Here is a 16,918-nt window from a genome sequence, read left to right as displayed (position 1 = left end):
TCGTTCGCGACTGCGGGGCTCACTCGCTGCGCTCGTTCACTCCTCGCGCTCACCCTTTACCCCCAGCGGTGTTGAGGAGGGGACCCGGGCCGCCCGCCGCGTCCGCGGCGACCGGAGCGGTCGAGCCCGGACCTGTCGGTCGGTGGGCAGCGATCCGTACCACCGTGCCGGACGTCGCGCCGAGGCTGCGCCGGACGGTCGAACCGGGTGAGTTGGTCGGCAGCCAGACGACGTCGTCCGGCATCTCGGTGATCTCCGCCGGCAGGGTCAGCGCCCCCCGGTCGGTGCCCACCGTCACCGGGTCGCCGTCGGCGACGCCGAGCGCCTCCGCGGTGCCCTTGCCCAGCCGGACCACCGGCGGGCGGGCGGTACCGGCGAGGTGCTCGTCGCCGTCGGTGAGGCTGCCCAGGTCGATCAGCTGGTGCCAGGTGGCCAGCACCGCCTCGCCGGCACCGGGCTGCGGCAACGCGGCCGGCGCGACGGACGGCGCGGCCGGACGCTGCACCCGGGTCGGCGGCAGCCCGCCCAGCTCGCGGCGGACGCTCGGCACGTCACCGGTGCCCAGCGGGACGTCGAGCTGCGCGGCGAGGGCGTCCAGCACCCGGCCGTCGGTCATCGCGGCGGTGTGCAGCACCGCCTCGAAGGTGCGCAGCCGGCCCTCCCAGTCCAGGAAGCTGCCGGCCTTCTCCACCACCGGGGCAACCGGGAACACCACGTCCGCCCGGCGGGCCACCGCCGAGTTACGCAGCTCCAGGCTGACCAGGAACGGCACCGCGTCCAGGGCCTGCTCGGCCAGGCGCGGGTCGGCCAGGTCGGCCGGGTCAACGCCGGCCACCACCAGGGCACCGAGCTGGCCGTTGGCGGCCGCCGCGATGATCTGGTCGGTGTCCCGCCCGGCCTGGCTGGGGATCACCCCGGCCGGGATGTCCCAGGTCTCGCCGAGCTCGGCGCGGGCGGCCGGCTCGATGACCGGACGCCCGCCGGGGAGCAGGTTGGGCAGGCAGCCCGCGTCGACCGCGCCGCGGTCACCCGCGCGCCGCGGCACCCAGGCCAGCTTCGCGCCGGTACGCCGGGCCACGTCCGCGGCGGCGGAGAGCGCGCCCGGCACGCTGGCCAACCGCTCGCCGACGAAGAGGATCGCCCCCTCGGCGCCGAGCGCCTCGGCCACCGTGTCGTGCTCGGCGAGCACGCTCGCCTCCTCGCCCGGCACCACCCGGGCCAGCTTGGCGCCGAGCTTCTCCAGGCCACGGGTGGCGAACGGGGCGATCGCGTAGACCGTCAGCTTCTTCTTCAGGTACGCCTTGCGCAGCCGCAGGAAGAGGATCGGGCACTCCTCCTCCGGCTCCAGACCGACCAGCACCACCGCGGACGCCTTCTCCACGTCGGCGTAGGTCACCTCGGTGGCCCCGGCGACCGTGCTGGCCAGGAAGTCGGCCTCCTCGCGGGAGACCGGCCGGGCCCGGAAGTCGATGTCGTTGGTGTGCAGCGCGATCCGGGCGAACTTCGCGTACGCGTAGGCGTCCTCGACGGTCAGCCGGCCGCCGGTCAGCACCGCGGTGCCCTCGCCGGAGTCCCGGGCGGCGCGCAGCCCGTCGGCGGCCCGGGTCAGCGCCTCGCTCCAGGACGCCTCGCGCAGCTCACCGGTGTGCTCGTCGCGGACCAGCGGGGTGGTGAGCCGGTCGAAGGCGCGGGTGTACTGGAAGCCCCACCGGCCCTTGTCGCAGTTCCACTCCTCGTTCACCGCCGGGTCGTCGCCGGCCAGCCGGCGCAGCACCTTGCCCCGCCGCCAGTCGGTGCGCTGGGCACAGCCGGCTGAGCAGTGCTCGCAGACGCTCGGGCTGGAGACCAGGTCGAACGGGCGGGCCCGGAACCGGTACTGCGCGCCGGTCAGCGCGCCCACCGGGCAGATCTGCACGGTGTTGCCGGAGAAGTAGGAGTTGAACGGCACGTCACCGGCGTCGCCTTCCTCGCCGTACGCGTCGTCCCGGTAGATGTTGATCTCCTCGGCGGACGACCGGCCCATCAGGTCGATGAACTTGTCGCCGGCGATCTCCTCAGAGAACCGGGTGCAGCGCTGGCAGAGCACGCAGCGCTCGCGATCGAGCAGCACCTGGGTGCTGATCGCCATCGGCTTCTCGTACTCCCGCTTGTGCTCGTGGAACCGGGAGTCGGTGCGGCCGGTCGACATGGCCTGGTTCTGCAGCGGGCACTCGCCGCCCTTGTCGCACATCGGGCAGTCGAGGGGGTGGTTGAGCAGCAGCAGCTCCATGACCCCCTCCTGCGCCTTCTTGGCGACCGGGGAGGTGAGCTGGGTGCGCACCACCATGCCGTCGGCGACGGTCTGGGTGCAGGAGGCGACCGGCTTGCGCTGCCCCTCCACCTCGACCAGGCACTGCCGGCAGGCGCCGGCCGGGGCCAGCAGCGGGTGGTCGCAGAAGCGCGGGATCTCGGTGCCCAGCTGCTCGGCGACCCGGATCAGCAGGGCGCCCTTGGGGGCGGTGACCTCGACGCCGTCGATGGTGAGCGTGACCGTCTCGGTCTGCTTGGCTACGTCAGTCATCAGTGGGCTCCCACGAGCTGCTTGTCCGACAGCTTCGGCGCGGTACGTCCCTCGATGTAGTCGAGGTAGTCCTGCTTGAAGTACTTCAGCGACGACGTCACCGAGCTGGTCGCACCGTCGCCCAGGCCGCAGAACGAGCGGCCCAGGATGTTGTCGCAGGTGTCGAGCAGGGTGTCCAGGTCCTCGTGGGTGCCCTGACCGGCCAGGATCCGCCGGTAGACCCGGACCATCCAGTAGTTGCCCTCGCGACACGGGGTGCACTTGCCGCACGACTCGTGGTGGTAGAACTCCAGCCACCGGTAGGTCGCATAGACCGGGCAGTCCTGGTCGGAGAAGATCTGGGTGGCCGTGGTGCCCAGGATCGAGCCGGCCGCCGCCACCCCCTCGAAGTCCAGCGGCACGTCCAGGTGCTCGGCGGTCAGCAGCGGCGTCGACGATCCGCCCGGCGTCCAGAACCGCAGGTTGTGCCCGGGCTGCATGCCGCCGGCCAGCTCGATCAGCTCGCGCAGGGTGATCCCCATCGAGCACTCGAACTGGCCCGGGTTGGCGATCCGGCCGGAGAGCGAGTAGATCATCGGGCCGGAGGACTTCTCCGTGCCCATGGTCTTCCACCAGTCCGCGCCGCCCAGCACGATGTACGGCACGCTGGCGATGGTGCCGACGTTGTTGACCACGGTCGGGCTGGCGTACAGGCCGTGGGTCGCCGGGAACGGCGGGCGCAGCCGGGGCTGGCCCCGGAAGCCCTCCAGCGAGTCCAGCAGCGCGGTCTCCTCACCGCAGATGTACGCCCCGGCGCCGGAGTGCACCACCAGGTCGAGGTCGAAGCCGCTGCCCTGGATGTTCCGGCCGAGGTAGCCCTGGGCGTACGCCTCCTGCACGGCGTTGCGCAGCCGGCGCGCGGCGTGCACCGCCTCGCCGCGGATGTAGATGTAGGCCAGGTTGGCCCGGATCGCGTACGACGCGATGATCACGCCCTCGACCAGCGAGTGCGGGTCGTGCGTCATCAGCGGCAGGTCCTTGCAGGTGCCCGGCTCGCCCTCGTCGGCGTTGACCACCAGGTAGTGCGGCTTGCCGTCACCCTGCGGGATGAACCCCCACTTGAGACCGGTGGGGAAGCCGGCGCCACCGCGACCGCGCAGGCCGGAGTCCTTGATCAGCTGGATCAGGTCGTCCGGGTGCGCCTTGAGCGCCTTGCGCAGCGCCGCGTAGCCGTCGAGCTTCTCGTAGGTGCCGATCCGCCAGGCGTCCGGCGACAGCCAGCGCTTGGCCAGCACCGGCGTGAGCTTGGCCAGCGTCTCCGGCCGAGGCGTGGTCACTTCTGGCCCCCCGTTTCGCTCACGACCGCCGGGCTCGCGCCAGCGGCGCCCGACGACGCTTCCTTGAGGTTGCGCTCCTGCGCACCGGCCTCGTCGCCGGCGGGCTTGCCGTCGCCGGCCGGCGGGTTGGCCGCCGCGCCGGCGGCCTCCGCCTCCCGCGCGCCGCGCGGCGCCGGGGCGGTGGTGTCCGCCGGGCCGGCGTTGCCGGGCGTACCCGGCTTGGCGGCGTTGCCGGGCGTACCCGGCTTGGCGCCGTTGCCGTTCGGGGCGGGCGCCGGCGCGGCCTTCGCCTTCGCCGCGGCCTGGTCGGCCTGCGCCGTGCTCTTGATCGGGGTGTTCGGGTCGAAGCCGGGTACCGAGATGCCGTGCTGCTCGGCCAGGCGCAGGCCGCGCAGGGTCGGCTCGCCCGGCCCACCGTCGGCGACCGCTCCCGCGCGCTCGTCGGCGAAGCCGGCGAGCTGCACCGACATCTCCTTCAGCGTGCAGAGCCGGGCGCCCCGGGTCGGCATCGGCCGGCCGCCGGCGCGCAGCTCCTCGACCACCCCGAGCGCGCCCTGCGGGTCGACGCCGTCGAAGAAGTCGTAGTTGACGGTCATCACCGGGCCGTAGTCGCAGGCCGCGAGGCACTCGGCGTGCTCCAGGGTGATCTTCCCGTCGGCGGTGGTCTCGTCGTGCCCGACGCCCAGATGCTCGGCGAGGGTGTCGTAGACCTCCTGGCCACCGAGCACGTTGCACATCGTGTTGGTGCAGACGCTGACCAGGTACTCGCCGGTCGGCTTGCGCTTGTACATGGTGTAGAAGGTCGCCACGGCGCCGACCTGGGCCTTGTTCAGCCCGAGCACCTCGGCGCAGAACTCGACGCCGGCCGGGGAGACGTAGCCCTCCTCGGACTGCACCAGGTGCAGCAGCGGCAGCAGCGCCGACCGGGACCGGTCGGCCGGGTAGCGGGCGATGATCTCCCGCGCCCGCTCGCGCGTCGCGTCAGTGAAAACACTCATCAGAGCCGCCTTCCGTTCGCGACTGTGGGGCTCGCAAGCTCACTCCTCGCGCTCACCTGTCACACCCCCCCATGACGGGGTCCAGCGAGGCGCCACCGGCGATCACGTCGGCGATCAGGCCGCCCTCGGCCATCGCCGGGAGGGCCTGGAGGTTGATGAAGCTCGGCTCCCGGTAGTGCACCCGGTAGGGCCGGGTGCCGCCGTCGGAGACCGCGTGCACGCCCAGCTCGCCGCGGGGCGCCTCGATGCCGACGTACACCTGGCCCGGCGGGACCCGGAAGCCCTCGGTCACGAGCTTGAAGTGGTGGATCAGCGACTCCATCGACTGACCCATGATCTTGGCGACGTGCTCCAGCGAGTTGCCCATGCCGTCCACACCGATGGCCAGCTGTGCCGGCCACGCGATCTTGCGGTCGGCCACCATCACCGGGCCCGGCTTCAGCCGGTCCAGCGCCTGCTCGACGAGCTTGAGCGACTCCCGGATCTCGGCGAGCCGGACCAGGTAGCGGCCCCAGACGTCGCCGTCCGGGTGGGTCGGGACGTCGAACTCGTACGTCTCGTACCCGCAGTACGGCATGGTCTTGCGCAGGTCCCAGGCCAGACCGGCGGAGCGGAGCACCGGGCCGGTGACGCCGAGCGCGACGCAGCCGGTCACGTCGAGCACCGCGACGCCCTTGGTCCGCTCGGTCCAGATCGGCTGGCCGGAGAGGAGGTCCTCGTACTCCTTGAGCTTCTTCGGCATCATCTTCAGGAAGTCGCGGATCTTGGCGACCGCCTCGTCCGGCACGTCCTGCGCCACGCCGCCCGGCCGGACGTACGCGTGGTTCATCCGCAGGCCGGTGATGGTCTCGAAGATGTCGAGGATGTACTCCCGCTCGCGGAAGCCGTAGAGCATGATCGAGATCGCGCCCAGTTCCATGCCGGTGGTGGCCAGCCAGACCAGGTGCGAGGAGATCCGGTTGAGCTCCATCATCAGGACCCGGATGGTGGTGGCCCGCTCGGTCACCTCGTCGGTGATGCCGAGCAGCTTCTCCACCGCCAGCGCGTACGCCGTCTCGTTGAACAGCGGGGCGAGGTAGTCCATCCGGGTCACGAAGGTCGAGCCCTGGACCCAGTTGCGGTATTCGAGGTTCTTCTCGATGCCGGTGTGCAGGTAGCCGACGACCGAGCGGGCCTCGCGGACCGTCTCGCCCTCCAGCTCCAGGATCAACCGGAGCACGCCGTGCGTGGACGGGTGCTGTGGACCCATGTTGACGACGATCCGCTCGTCGTTGATCGGGTCGGTGCCGGAGACGACCTGGTCCCAGTCCCCACCGGTGACGGTGAAGACCTTGCCCTCGGTGGTCTCGCGCTCGGTCGCGTAGTTGGACGTGGTCACTGGTAGGACCTCCTACGGTCCGGCGGTGGGATTTCCGCACCCTTGTACTCGACGGGCACGCCGCCGAGCGGGTAGTCCTTGCGCTGCGGATGCCCCTCCCAGTCGTCCGGCATGAGGATCCGGGTGAGGTTGGGGTGGCCGTCGAAGACGATGCCGAACATGTCGTACGCCTCCCGCTCCTGCCAGTCGGCGGTCGGGTAGACACCGGTGACGCTCGGCAGGTGCGGCTGCTCGGCGGAGACCGCGGCCTCCAGCCGGACCCAACGCCGGTAGGTCATCGAGGTGAGCTGGTAGACCACGTGCAGCCGCCGGTCGTCGGCGCCCAGGTAGTCCACGCCGGAGACCGAGGAGCAGAGCTCGAAGCGGAGCGCGAGGTCGTCCCGCATCACCTGGCAGACCTCGGCGATCCGCTCCGGACGGACGTGCAGGGTCAGCTCGCCGCGGTCGACGACGACCTTCTCGATCGCCTCGCCGAAGCCCGGGTACGCCTCCTCCAGCGCGTCGCGGACCTCGTCGAAGTAGCCGCCGTACGGCCGGGGGGTCTCCTCGATCGGCCGGCGCTGGCGGACCAGGCCGCCGAAGCCGGACACGTCACCACTGCCGTGGATGCCGAACATGCCATGGCCGGCGGGGCTGGACGGCGGGTGCTCCGCCGGGGTGCCGCTGCTGGCGCCGGCCGGCGTCACCGGCACCGGTACGCCGCCGTCGTTGGTCCTGTCGTTCGGTGCGGTCACTTCGGGCCCCCGTGGGCGTGGAGGTGGTTCTGGGCCTTCATCCAGTTCTCGATCCGCAGCTGCTCCTCGCGACCCTCGCGGACGGCCTGCGTCCACTCGGCACGCCGGGCCTTGTCGTTGCGGTACGACGAGGGCATCGAGCCGTACGGCACGACGGGCACGTCACCGCGCTCCTGGCGGGCCTGGAGCATCTTGCGGCCGTTCGGGCCCAGCGGCTCGTACATGATCTTCTCGCGGAGCTTGAGGATCGCGTCGATGAGCATCTCGGGCCGGGGCGGGCAGCCGGGGAGGTACATGTCCACCGGCACCACGTGGTCGACGCCCTGGACGATCGCGTAGTTGTTGAACATGCCGCCGCTGCTGGCGCAGACGCCCATGGAGAGCACCCAGCGGGGCTCCGCCATCTGGTCGTAGATCTGGCGCAGCACCGGAGCCATCTTCTGGCTCACCCGGCCGGCCACGATCATCAGGTCGGCCTGGCGCGGCGAGGCCCGGAAGACCTCCATGCCCCAGCGGCCCATGTCGTAGTGCGGACCACCGGCGGCCATCATCTCGATGGCGCAGCAGGCCAGGCCGAAGGTGGCGCCCCAGACGGACGACTTCCGCGACCAGTTGACCAGCTTCTCCACGGAGGTGAGCAGGACGCCGGCGGGGAGTTTCTCCTCGATGCCCATCTGACGTACCTCCCTCAGTCCCAGTCCAGGCCGCCGCGCCGCCACACATAGGCGTACGCGACGAAGACCGCGACGATGAACAGGACCATCTCCACGAAGCCGAAGATCGGCAGGGCGTCGAACGAGACCGCCCACGGGTAGAGGAAAATGATCTCGATGTCGAAGACGATGAAGAGCATCGCCGTCAGGTAGAACTTGATCGGGAACCGGCCGCCGCCGACCGGCTGCGGGCTCGGCTCGATGCCGCACTCGTACGCCTCGAGCTTGGCCTTGTTGAAGCGCCGGGGACCGGCGAAGCGGGCGGCGGCCACGGAGAACAGCGAGAACCCCGCGGCGAGGGCAAACAGCCCGATGATCGGTGCGTAAGGCGAGAGCGACATCTCTTCTCCTGCTCGTCCTTCCCCTGGCCCCTGGTGCTTGGCAAAATCACACTATTCACGTTCCCCGCCGGGCCCGCCAGCGGGGTCGATCCGGTCCCCGCCCGGGGCCGTCACCGGCCCGGGCGGATGGTCTAGACGGTTGGTGCCGCCTTCGTCATCGCGTTGATGACCCGGTCCATCGCGTCCCCGCCGCGCGGGTCGGTCAGGTTGGCCAGCAGCTTGAGGACGAAGCGCATCAGCGTCGGGTGCGGCATGCCGTGCTTGGTGGCGATCCGCATGATCTCCGGACGGCCGATCAGCTTCACGAAGATCCCGCCGAGCCGGTAGTAGCCGCCGAACCGCGCCTTCAGCTCCGTCGGGTACGCCGCCAGCGCGCGCTCCCGTTCCGGGCCGGCGGGCCGGGCCAGCGCCTGGACCGCGACCTCCGCGGCCAGCTCGCCCGACTCCATCGCGTACGCGATGCCCTCGCCGTTGAACGGGTTGACCATGCCGCCGGAGTCGCCGACCAGCAGCACGCCCCGAGTGTAGTGCGGGACCCGGTTGAAGCCCATCGGCAGCGCCGCGCCGAGGATCGGCCCCTCGGCGTTCGCCTCGTCGGTCATCCCCCAGTCCTCGGGGGTGTTGGCCAGCCAGTCGGTGAGCAGCCGACGGTAGTTGGTCTTGCCGAAGGCCGAGGAGGAGTTGAGCACTCCCAGGCCGACGTTGACCCGGCCGTCGCCGAGGCCGAAGATCCAGCCGTAGCCGGGCAGCAGGTTGTCGCCGCTGTCCTTGCTGCGCAGCTCCAGCCACGACTCCAGGTAGTTGTCGTCGTGCTTGGCCGGCGAGCGGTAGTAGCGCCGGACGGCCACGCCGATCGGCCGGTCCTCCCGCTTGGCCAGCCCGAGGGCGAGCGGGAATCGGCCGGAGACGCCGTCGGCGGCGACCACCAGCGGCGCGTGGAAGGTGGCCGGCTCCTTGTCCGGGCCGACCTCGGCCTGCACGCCGATCACCCGGTCGTCGGCGCCGAGCACCGGACCGACCACGTTCACGCTGGTGTGCAGCTTGGCGCCGGCGGCGACCGCGCGCTGGGCGAGGAGGTCGTCGAAGTCCAGCCGGGTGCGGACCAGACCGTAGTTGGGGAAGCTGGCCAGGTCGGGCCAGTCGAGTTCGAGGCGTACCCCGCCACCGATCACCCGCAGGCCCTTGTTGTGCAGCCAGCCCGCCTCGGGCGAGGTGTCCACGCCCATCCGGATGAGCTGCCGCACGGCGCGCGGGGTGAGCCCGTCGCCGCAGACCTTCTCCCGGGGAAACTCGGTCTTCTCGAGCAGCAGCACGCGTACGCCGTGCCGCGCCAGGTGGTACGCGGTCGCCGATCCTCCGGGACCGGCGCCCACGACGATCACGTCGGCGTCGTTCTCCACCGCGGTCATCTGCGCCTCCTCCCCGCATGCTCGTGAAATCGTTCACAAGCCGATCGGGTTGGAGTCTATGACCGGTGTTATGCGCGGGCCGGGTTAGGGGGGCCTAACTTGCCGAGGTAACAGCCGGTGAACGCCCATTTGGGGGGTCAGCCGTGACAGGGGTCACCACGTCCAGACCGGCGTCGATCCGGATCGCCTCCGGCAGGTGTGCCCGCAGCGCGCCGCCGGCCGCCCGGTCCAGCGCGGCCAGCACCTCGGCGACCACCTGCCGGACGTCCGCCGGGTCCGCGCCGGCCAACTCGCGGAGCTGGGCGATGAGTTCGGCGGCGTCCTCGTCCGTCGCGCCGGGCGCCTCGTCTGCTCGCGTCATGGGCAGAGCTTACGGTCACAAAGTGGACTATTCTGCCATATTCGGAAGTCTGGCAGGCAACTCTCAAGCGGCCGTACGGCGACCGGGCCCGAGCGTCAGTCGCGGACCGCGCGGTGCAGCGCCGCCAGCCCGCCGGTCAGGTTCCGCCAGGCCACCCGCCCCCAGCCGGCCTCCTGGATACGCGCCGCGAGCGCGGCCTGATCGGGCCAGGCCCGGATCGACTCGATGAGGTAGACGTACGCGTCGGGGTTGCTCGACACCACCCGCGCGGCGGCCGGCAGCCACCGCATCAGGTACGACAGGTACGCGGTGCGGAACACCAGGTTGGTCGGGTGGCTCAACTCACAGATCACCAGCCGGCCGCCCGGCCGGGTCACCCGGGCGAACTCGCGCAGTGCCGCCTCCGTGTCGACCACGTTACGCAGCGCGAACGAGATGGTCACCGCGTCGAAGGTGGCGTCCGGGAAGGGCAACCGCAGCGCGTCCCCGGCCACCAGCGGCACGTGCGGCCGGGCCCGGCGACCGGCCTGGAGCATGCCGAGGGAGAGGTCGGCGCCGACCGCGTACGCGCCGGAGCGGCTCAGCTCCTCGGTGGACACGCCGGTGCCCGCACCCACGTCCAGCACCCGCTCGCCCGGGCGCAGGCCGAGCGCCTCCCGGGTGGCCCGGCGCCACACCCGGTCCCGGCCGGCGGTCATCACGGTATTGGTCAGGTCGTAGCGAGCCGCCACGCCGTCGAACATCGCGGCGACCTCGTGCGGCTGCTTGTCCAGGCTGGCGCGCTGGCCCTGCGGGGTACGGCTCACCCCTCCACTCTGCCAGCCGGGCTCCGGCCGGCGGCCGCTGGGTCGGCCGGTCCCGGGTACGCGGCGAGCAGGGCCAGCGCGCCAGGGCCGATCGACGAGACAGTGGGGGCGGGATGGTCACCCATCCCGCCCCCACTGCCGTGCGTTATATATGAACGGCCCTCATGGGCCGATGGAGGACGTGCCTCCGGCTGACCGCTTCCCGCCGCCCGGAATCCCTGGAAAGTGCAGGTGCGCGGGCCGCACGTTAGCGGTCGCCGACGGGCCCCCGCCATCCCCCCGCGCCGATCGTTTCCGAGCTGTGCCCGCCGCCACCAGGAGATTGTCCAGTTTGCGGGGTCTTGTGCGGGGCGCTCGCCGGGCTGCCCCTCCGAACGATGGCGGTGAATGCCCTTCCGGTCGCCCTGAGCAGGACGTCCGGTCGGTCACCGGCCATGCCACCGATCTGGGCGGCGCGGTCAGTGGGCCTCGACCAGCGGCAGTGACTTCCCGGCGCCGCCGCCGGGCATGGCGATCGAGGAGAAGTGTGAGACCACCCGCTCGTCGGTCGGGTCGTCCGCCGGGGTGTGGTGCACCGCGAGGCGGTGGTAGAGGGTGTCCCGCTGCGCGGGGATCCGGCCCGCGGAGCGGATCATGCCGATCAGCTCGTGCAGGTTGGAGCGGTGCCGCGCGCCGGCCGAGGAGATGACGTTCTCCTCCAGCATGATCGAGCCCAGGTCGTCCACGCCCATGTGCAGCGCGAGCTGGCCGACGTCCTTGCCAGTGGTCAGCCAGGACGCCTGCAGGTGCGGCACGGTCTCGAAGAAGAGCCGGGAGACCGCGACCAGCCGCAGGTACTCCAGGGTGGTCGCCTGGGTGCGGCCCTTGAGGTGGTTGTTCTCCGGCTGGTACGTCCACGGGATGAACGCCCGGAAGCCCTGGGTGCGGTCCTGCACGTCGCGGATCATCCGCAGGTGATCGATCCGCTCGGCGTTGGTCTCGCCGGTGCCCATCATCATCGTCGCGGTCGACTCGACGCCCTGGCGGTGGGCCAGCTCCATGACCTCCAGCCAGCGCTCGCCGGACTCCTTGAGCGGCGCGATCGCCTTGCGCGGCCGCTCGGGCAGCATCTCCGCGCCGGCGCCGGCGATCGAGTCCAGCCCGGCCGCCTTGATCCGGGCGATGGCCTCGTCCAGGCTCACGCCGGAGACCTTCGCCATGTGCAGGATCTCGCTCGGCCCGATCGAGTGGATGGCGAGCTGCGGGTACGCCTTCTTGACCGAGGAGAAGAGCTCCTCGTAGTACTCGACGCCGTAGTCCGGGTGGTGGCCGCCCTGGAGCATCACCTGGGTGGCGCCCAACTCGACCGCCTCGCCGCAGCGGCGCAGGATCTCCTCGGTCGGGTGGGTCCAGCCCTCCTTGTGCTTGGGGGCCCGGTAGAACGCGCAGAACTTGCACGCCGTCACGCAGACGTTGGTGTAGTTGATGTTGCGGTCGATCAGGTACGTGACGATGTTGTCCGGGTAGCGCCGCCGGCGTACCGCGTCCGCCGCCTCGCCCAGCGCGTGGAAGGGCGCCTCGGTGTAGAGCAGCAGGGCCTCCTCGGGCGTGATCCGCCCGCCGTCCGCGCCGCGCTGCAGGATGTCGTCGATCTCCCGGCTCACCGTCACGCCCCCGAGAGTACGCCGTGCGCCGAGACACACGTTTGTCACGTCCATGCGCCGCGACGCCATGAGACGAGGTGATGGTCACCACCACAGAGCAACGCGGCATTGCCTCAATAATTTCGGCACTAGCCAGGAATCATTCTATGATTACTGCATGCTGTACTCGACCCCGGTCCTGACGAAAGACGACGAACGCGTGCTCTCCGAGTTGGAGAAGATGCGAGAAGCCTTGCGGTACCAGGTAGCTGAGCCACGTCGGTGGAGCGGGCAGCTTCGCAGAACTCTGATCGCCCATGCGATTCAGGGGTCCAACTCGATTGAGGGGTACCAGGTCGGGTTGGACGACGCCGTCGCCGCCGTGGCCGGGGAAGACCCGATGGACACGAGCCCGGGCACGTGGGAGGTCATCACCGGGTACCGGGATGCCCTCACCTACGTGCAGCAGCTCGGCCACTCCCGTGAGTTCGCCTGGCAGCACATGCTCCTCAATGCCCTGCACTTCATGATGATGCGGCACGAACTGGCCAAGTGGCCGGGACGGTACCGCCCCGGAGACATCTATGTCGACGAAGCCGATACCGGCCGCCGCGTCTACACGGGGCCAGACGCCGACGATGTCCCCTCCCTGGTATCCGATCTGATCGACTGGCTCGCCAACGGAGAGCCCGACAACCCCCTCCTCGTTCGTGCGTCGATGGCACACCTCAATCTGGTGAAAATCCATCCATGGCGCGACGGAAACGGACGGATGTCACGATGCCTGCACACTCTCGTCCTCGCCCGCGACGGTGTCCTCGCACCCGAGTTCTCCTCCATCGAGGAGTGGCTGGGCACCGGCCGGAACACCTACGCCTACTACGATGTGCTCGCCGAAGTCGGTGGCCCGAACTGGCAGCCGGAGAACGACACCAGGCCGTGGATCCGTTTCTGCCTGAGTGCCCACCACCAGCAGGCACAGCTGGTCCGACAGCGGATCGACCAAGCCGCCCGCCTGTGGGAACTGCTCGACGGCCGGGTGCGCCGGGACGGGCTTCCCGAGCGCGTGGTCAGCGCACTCCAGCTCGCGGCGACCGGCGGTAGGGTACGCCGGACGGTCTACCAGCGCGACGAGGGCCTTACCGACGACCAGGCCGTTCGAGACCTTCGGTCCCTGGTGAAGGCAGGGTTCCTCGAACAGCACGGCGAGACTCGAGGCAGGTACTACGTCGCCTCGGCCATGCTGCGCGAACTCGCCACTCCCGCGCTGCAACCGCGCCAGATCATCGACCCGTACCGGCGCTGACCGTCCTGTCTCCTTACAGTCAGGCCCGCTCGGCACGTCGGTCTTGGATCAATCGAGCGGCTACGTCGAGCGTCGGGTCGCCACAAGCCGGGGGCACAGGCAGGGGTGGCAACTGCTGACGTCTCAGTTTGCGGGGGCAGCGGATCGTGGTTCGTCGGAGCCGTCGCACGCGAGCCGGTAACCCAGCGTTCCAGTACCGGGTCGGCCGCCGACTCCGCGATCAAGACCGCTCCGGTACGCACCCGACGAAGGCAGACCAGGCCGCGCGATCGAAGGCCAGCACCGGCCCACCCGGATCCTTGGAATCCCGTACGGCGATCGCCCGGGTCAGCTCGGCGACCTCGACGCAGTCGGCGTTCGATCCGCTGCGCCTCGACTTGCGCCAGACCGCGTCCGACAGCTCGGCAACTTACTGGACCGCGCACGCCAACCGCCCCGTCTGATCGGCGATCATGAGGGCGCTGGCGGACGGCAGTCAGAGGAGGCCCGGCAGTAGTCGTAGCACGGCCAGTGCTCCCCAGGCCGGAAGTCCGTGTAGGTGCCCGTCGTGGCCCGAGAAACGCGAGACCCGACCCACCCACCGTCCGGAAGGCTGCCGGGTCCACTTCCAAGGAGCTAATGCTCCTGGCATCCCGCACGTTACCCCCGCCCCAGGCCGACCGCGCGCCGGTCAGGCGTCGTAGTCGACCGTGAGCTTGTCCGTGGTCGGGCTGGACTGGCAGGTGAGGACGTACCCGGCGGCGATCTCGTCGGGCTCCAGGGCGTAGTTGCGGGCCATCGTCACCGCCCCGTCGACGACCTTCGCCTTGCAGGTCGAGCAGACGCCGCCCTTGCAGGCGTACGGCAGCTCGCCGCGGACCTTGAGCGCCGCGTCCAGCACCCGCTCGTCGCGCCCCATGGTGAAGCGGGACGACCGGCCGTCCAGCACGATCGTCACCTCCGCCCCCGCGCCGGGCTCGTCGCTGGGACGGCGCACCGGCTCCGGCGGGGCGTCGACGTGGAACAGCTCGGTGTGCACCGCCGGCTCCGGCAGGCCACGGCCGGTCAGCAGCTCGCGGGCAGCCACCACCATGCCGTACGGGCCGCAGAGGAACCACTCCTCGATGGCGTCACCCGGCACGATAGTGTCCAGCAGCCGACGCAGCCGCTCGGCATCGAGCCGCCCCGACAGCAGCGGCGACTCACCCTGCTCGCGGGAGAGCACGTGCACCAGGTGCAGCCGGGTCGGGTAGCGGTCCTTCAGGTCGGCCAGCTCCTCGGCGAACATCACCGTGTTGGCCGTGCGGTTGCCGTACACCAGGGTGAAGGTGCTGGCCGGCTCGACGGCCAGCGCGGTCGCGACCAGCGAGAGCACCGGGGTGATGCCGGAACCGGCGACCACCGCGCCGTAGTGCCGGACCCGGTCCGGCGCGAACGCCGTGGTGAAGTGCCCCAGCGGGGGCAGCACCTCCACGGTGTCGCCGCCGCGCAGCGCGCCGCAGGCGAACGCGGAGAACGCGCCGCCGGGGATCTCCCGCACACCGACCCGCAACCGGCCGCGCCGGGCCAGGTCGTCGGGGGTGGAGCAGATCGAGTACGACCGCCGCACGTCCGCGCCGTCCGCACCCACACGGCGCACGGTGAGGTGCTGGCCGGCGGAGAACGCGAAGGTCTCCCGCAGCTCCTCGGGCACGGCGAAGGTGATCGCCACGGAATCGTCGGTGAGCCGGTCGACGGCGGCGACATCCAGCGGGTGGAAGGCCGGCCGGCGGCGGACCGGTCGGGTGATGGTGACAGTCACAGCGCCTTCAGGTGGTCGAAGGGTTCGGAGCAGGAACGGCAGCGCCAGAGGGCCTTGCACGCGGTGGAGCCGAAGCGGCTGAGCTGCTCGGTATCCGGGGAGCCGCAGCGCGGGCAGCGGACGGCGAGGGTCAGCGGCACCACGGTCGCGGTCCGGGCCGGGGCGGGCGGGGCGATGCCGGCGGCGGCCAGCTTGGCCCGCCCGCGCTCCGAGATCCAGTCGGTGCTCCAGGCCGGGCTGTAGACCGTGCGGACCTCGGTGTCGAGGTGGCCGGCGGCGGCGAGGGCCCGGCGGATGTCCGCCCGGATCACGTCCATCGCCGGGCAGCCGGTGTAGGTGGGGGTGATGGTGACGACGACCCGACCGCTGGCCGGGTCCTCGTCGACCGCCCGCAGGATGCCGAGCTCGTCGATGGTGATGACCCGGATCTCCGGATCCACCACCGCCGCCACGGCCTCCCTCGGACTCACCAGGTCGCCCCGGGGTGGGCGCGGTGCAGCACCTGCATCTCGGCGAGCAGGAACGACAGGTGCTCGGTGTGCACGCCGTCACGCCCGCCAGCCGGCGCCCAGCCGGTCTGCGGCCGGGTCAGCGTCGCCTCGTCGAGCACGGCGGAGACGCAGGTGTCGAAGTCGGCCCGCAGGGTGGCCGGGTCGACCGGCGCCGCCGGGTCCGCCGTGAAGAGCTCGTGGTGGTACGGCCAGACCTGCTCCAGCGCGGCCTGCGCCCGCCGGTGCGACTCCTCGGTGCCGTCGCCGAGCCGCTTCACCCAGAGCGAGCTGTGGTCCAGGTGGTACGCGGACTCCTTGCGCGCCTTGGCGCCGATCGCGGCCAGCCGCTCGTCGGCGCAACCGGCCAGCGCGGTGTAGAGCGGCAGCTGGTACGCCGAGAGCAGCAGCAGCTTCACCATGGTCACCGCGAAGTCGCCGTTGGGCAGCTCCACCAGGAGGCAGTTGCGGAACTCGCGGTCGTCGCGCAGGTACGCCAGCGCGTCCTCGTCCCGGCCGGCGCCCTCCAGCTCGCCCGCGTACGACAGCAGCAGGCGGGCCGCGCCGAGCTGGTCGAGGGCGATGTTGGCCAGCGCGATGTCCTCCTCCATCTCCGGCGCGCGGGTGGCCCACTCGCCGAGCCGCTGCGCGGCGACCAGCGCGTCGTCGGCGAGCGCGAGGACGAAATCGAAGGGGCCGTTCACAGGTGCGCCACCCCGTCCGGCACCTCGTAGAAGGTGGGATGGCGGTAGACCTTGTCGGCGGCCGGGTCGAAGAAGGCGTCCTTCTCGTCGGGGCTGGACGCGGTGATGGCGCTCGCCGGCACCACCCAGATCGACACCCCCTCCTGGCGGCGGGTGTAGAGGTCCCGGGCGTTGCGCAGGGCCAGCTCGGCGTCGGGGGCGTGCAGGCTGCCGACGTGGGTGTGCGACAGCCCGCGCCGGGCCCGGACGAAGACCTCCCACAGAGGCGATTGTTCCCTTGCGCCGGCCTTGCCGGTTCGCTCGCTGGGCTCGCTCATTGGTGCACCCTTGTCTCACTCGAGCTGATGTTGGTTCGAGTGCACCGGTGACCGTCGGGCCATCGCCCAGCTCGCTCGACCTTCG

The 16,918-nt window shown here is 71.1% G+C and carries 17 protein-coding genes; 1 reads left to right on the top strand and 16 read right to left on the bottom strand.

The features are described from left to right. Positions 1 to 49: 49 nt before the first annotated feature. From ABZ807_RS09730 to mqnC, 11 genes are all read right to left on the bottom strand, one after another. On the bottom strand, positions 50 to 2,560 hold the full coding sequence (locus ABZ807_RS09730; protein ID WP_357154837.1) for an NADH-quinone oxidoreductase subunit G: 2,511 nt from the start codon (positions 2,558 to 2,560) through the stop codon (positions 50 to 52). Beyond that, positions 2,560 to 3,876, bottom strand: coding sequence for an NADH-quinone oxidoreductase subunit NuoF (gene nuoF / locus ABZ807_RS09725; protein ID WP_357154835.1), 1,317 nt, complete (start codon positions 3,874 to 3,876; stop codon positions 2,560 to 2,562). Before nuoF ends, ABZ807_RS09730 begins: the two co-directional genes overlap by 1 nt. Next, the gene (nuoE, locus tag ABZ807_RS09720; RefSeq protein ID WP_357154833.1) at positions 3,873 to 4,874 is read right to left on the bottom strand and encodes an NADH-quinone oxidoreductase subunit NuoE; all 1,002 of its coding nucleotides are present in this window, start codon (positions 4,872 to 4,874) and stop codon (positions 3,873 to 3,875) included. The genes nuoF and nuoE overlap by 4 nt, the downstream gene beginning before the upstream one ends. 52 nt (positions 4,875 to 4,926) lie before the next feature. Beyond that, positions 4,927 to 6,252, bottom strand: coding sequence for an NADH-quinone oxidoreductase subunit D (locus tag ABZ807_RS09715; RefSeq protein ID WP_357154831.1), 1,326 nt, complete (start codon positions 6,250 to 6,252; stop codon positions 4,927 to 4,929). Then, a complete protein-coding gene (locus tag ABZ807_RS09710) occupies positions 6,249 to 6,986 on the bottom strand; it encodes an NADH-quinone oxidoreductase subunit C (RefSeq protein WP_357154829.1) in 738 nt (245 codons plus the stop codon). Before ABZ807_RS09710 ends, ABZ807_RS09715 begins: the two co-directional genes overlap by 4 nt. Continuing rightward, positions 6,983 to 7,660 (bottom strand): NADH-quinone oxidoreductase subunit B family protein, encoded by a 678-nt coding sequence (locus tag ABZ807_RS09705; RefSeq protein WP_357154827.1) that lies wholly within the window; start codon positions 7,658 to 7,660, stop codon positions 6,983 to 6,985. Before ABZ807_RS09705 ends, ABZ807_RS09710 begins: the two co-directional genes overlap by 4 nt. 14 nt (positions 7,661 to 7,674) lie before the next feature. Next, positions 7,675 to 8,040: an NADH-quinone oxidoreductase subunit A gene (locus tag ABZ807_RS09700; protein WP_088977004.1), complete on the bottom strand. Its 366-nt coding sequence runs from the start codon at positions 8,038 to 8,040 to the stop codon at positions 7,675 to 7,677. Positions 8,041 to 8,171: 131 nt separating this feature from the next. Further along, positions 8,172 to 9,449 (bottom strand): geranylgeranyl reductase family protein, encoded by a 1,278-nt coding sequence (locus tag ABZ807_RS09695; RefSeq protein WP_357154825.1) that lies wholly within the window; start codon positions 9,447 to 9,449, stop codon positions 8,172 to 8,174. Positions 9,450 to 9,543: 94 nt separating this feature from the next. After that, entirely contained in the window at positions 9,544 to 9,810 is a 267-nt protein-coding gene (locus tag ABZ807_RS09690; RefSeq protein ID WP_357154824.1) for a hypothetical protein, read from the bottom strand. A gap of 95 nt (positions 9,811 to 9,905) precedes the next feature. Next, positions 9,906 to 10,616 carry a demethylmenaquinone methyltransferase gene (locus ABZ807_RS09685; protein ID WP_357154822.1) on the bottom strand — a complete coding sequence of 237 codons (711 nt, stop codon included), beginning with the start codon at positions 10,614 to 10,616 and terminating at the stop codon, positions 9,906 to 9,908. Between the two features lie 458 nt (positions 10,617 to 11,074). Beyond that, complete coding sequence (gene mqnC / locus ABZ807_RS09680) at positions 11,075 to 12,265, bottom strand: cyclic dehypoxanthinyl futalosine synthase (protein WP_357154821.1); 1,191 nt, start codon at positions 12,263 to 12,265, stop codon at positions 11,075 to 11,077. Between the two features lie 151 nt (positions 12,266 to 12,416). On the opposite strand from mqnC, the gene ABZ807_RS09675 reads away from it, so the two are divergent. After that, complete coding sequence (locus ABZ807_RS09675) at positions 12,417 to 13,544, top strand: Fic family protein (RefSeq protein ID WP_357154819.1); 1,128 nt, start codon at positions 12,417 to 12,419, stop codon at positions 13,542 to 13,544. Positions 13,545 to 13,764: 220 nt separating this feature from the next. Here the strand turns inward: ABZ807_RS09675 and ABZ807_RS09670 are convergent, their stop codons facing one another. From ABZ807_RS09670 to paaB, 5 genes are all read right to left on the bottom strand, one after another. Continuing rightward, positions 13,765 to 13,944 carry a DUF397 domain-containing protein gene (locus ABZ807_RS09670; RefSeq protein ID WP_357155215.1) on the bottom strand — a complete coding sequence of 60 codons (180 nt, stop codon included), beginning with the start codon at positions 13,942 to 13,944 and terminating at the stop codon, positions 13,765 to 13,767. Positions 13,945 to 14,214: 270 nt separating this feature from the next. After that, positions 14,215 to 15,324: a 1,2-phenylacetyl-CoA epoxidase subunit PaaE gene (gene paaE, locus ABZ807_RS09665; protein WP_357154818.1), complete on the bottom strand. Its 1,110-nt coding sequence runs from the start codon at positions 15,322 to 15,324 to the stop codon at positions 14,215 to 14,217. Continuing rightward, the gene (gene paaD / locus ABZ807_RS09660) at positions 15,321 to 15,797 is read right to left on the bottom strand and encodes a 1,2-phenylacetyl-CoA epoxidase subunit PaaD (protein ID WP_357155213.1); all 477 of its coding nucleotides are present in this window, start codon (positions 15,795 to 15,797) and stop codon (positions 15,321 to 15,323) included. The genes paaE and paaD overlap by 4 nt, the downstream gene beginning before the upstream one ends. Further along, the gene (paaC, locus tag ABZ807_RS09655) at positions 15,791 to 16,516 is read right to left on the bottom strand and encodes a 1,2-phenylacetyl-CoA epoxidase subunit PaaC (protein WP_357154816.1); all 726 of its coding nucleotides are present in this window, start codon (positions 16,514 to 16,516) and stop codon (positions 15,791 to 15,793) included. The genes paaD and paaC overlap by 7 nt, the downstream gene beginning before the upstream one ends. Further along, complete coding sequence (gene paaB / locus ABZ807_RS09650) at positions 16,513 to 16,833, bottom strand: 1,2-phenylacetyl-CoA epoxidase subunit PaaB (protein ID WP_357154814.1); 321 nt, start codon at positions 16,831 to 16,833, stop codon at positions 16,513 to 16,515. The genes paaC and paaB overlap by 4 nt, the downstream gene beginning before the upstream one ends. Positions 16,834 to 16,918: the final 85 nt, after the last annotated feature.

It is taken from the genome of Micromonospora sp. NPDC047548 (assembly GCF_040642975.1).
Lineage (GTDB): Bacteria > Actinomycetota > Actinomycetes > Mycobacteriales > Micromonosporaceae > Micromonospora.
Note: the sequence above shows the minus strand (reverse complement) of the source record. Positions and strands in the feature narration are given on the sequence as shown.

Excerpts from the sequence above, each read along its gene's own strand:
- ABZ807_RS09705 (WP_357154827.1), bottom strand. The coding sequence starts at position 7,660 with ATGGGCATCGAGGAGAAACTCCCCGCCGGCGTCCTGCTCACCTCCGTG.
- ABZ807_RS09700 (WP_088977004.1), bottom strand. The coding sequence starts at position 8,040 with ATGTCGCTCTCGCCTTACGCACCGATCATCGGGCTGTTTGCCCTCGCC.
- ABZ807_RS09690 (WP_357154824.1), bottom strand. The coding sequence starts at position 9,810 with ATGACGCGAGCAGACGAGGCGCCCGGCGCGACGGACGAGGACGCCGCC.
- paaB (WP_357154814.1), bottom strand. The coding sequence starts at position 16,833 with ATGAGCGAGCCCAGCGAGCGAACCGGCAAGGCCGGCGCAAGGGAACAA.
- ABZ807_RS09730 (WP_357154837.1), bottom strand. The coding sequence starts at position 2,560 with ATGACTGACGTAGCCAAGCAGACCGAGACGGTCACGCTCACCATCGAC.
- ABZ807_RS09695 (WP_357154825.1), bottom strand. The coding sequence starts at position 9,449 with ATGACCGCGGTGGAGAACGACGCCGACGTGATCGTCGTGGGCGCCGGT.
- ABZ807_RS09675 (WP_357154819.1), top strand. The coding sequence starts at position 12,417 with ATGCTGTACTCGACCCCGGTCCTGACGAAAGACGACGAACGCGTGCTC.
- nuoE (WP_357154833.1), bottom strand. The coding sequence starts at position 4,874 with ATGAGTGTTTTCACTGACGCGACGCGCGAGCGGGCGCGGGAGATCATC.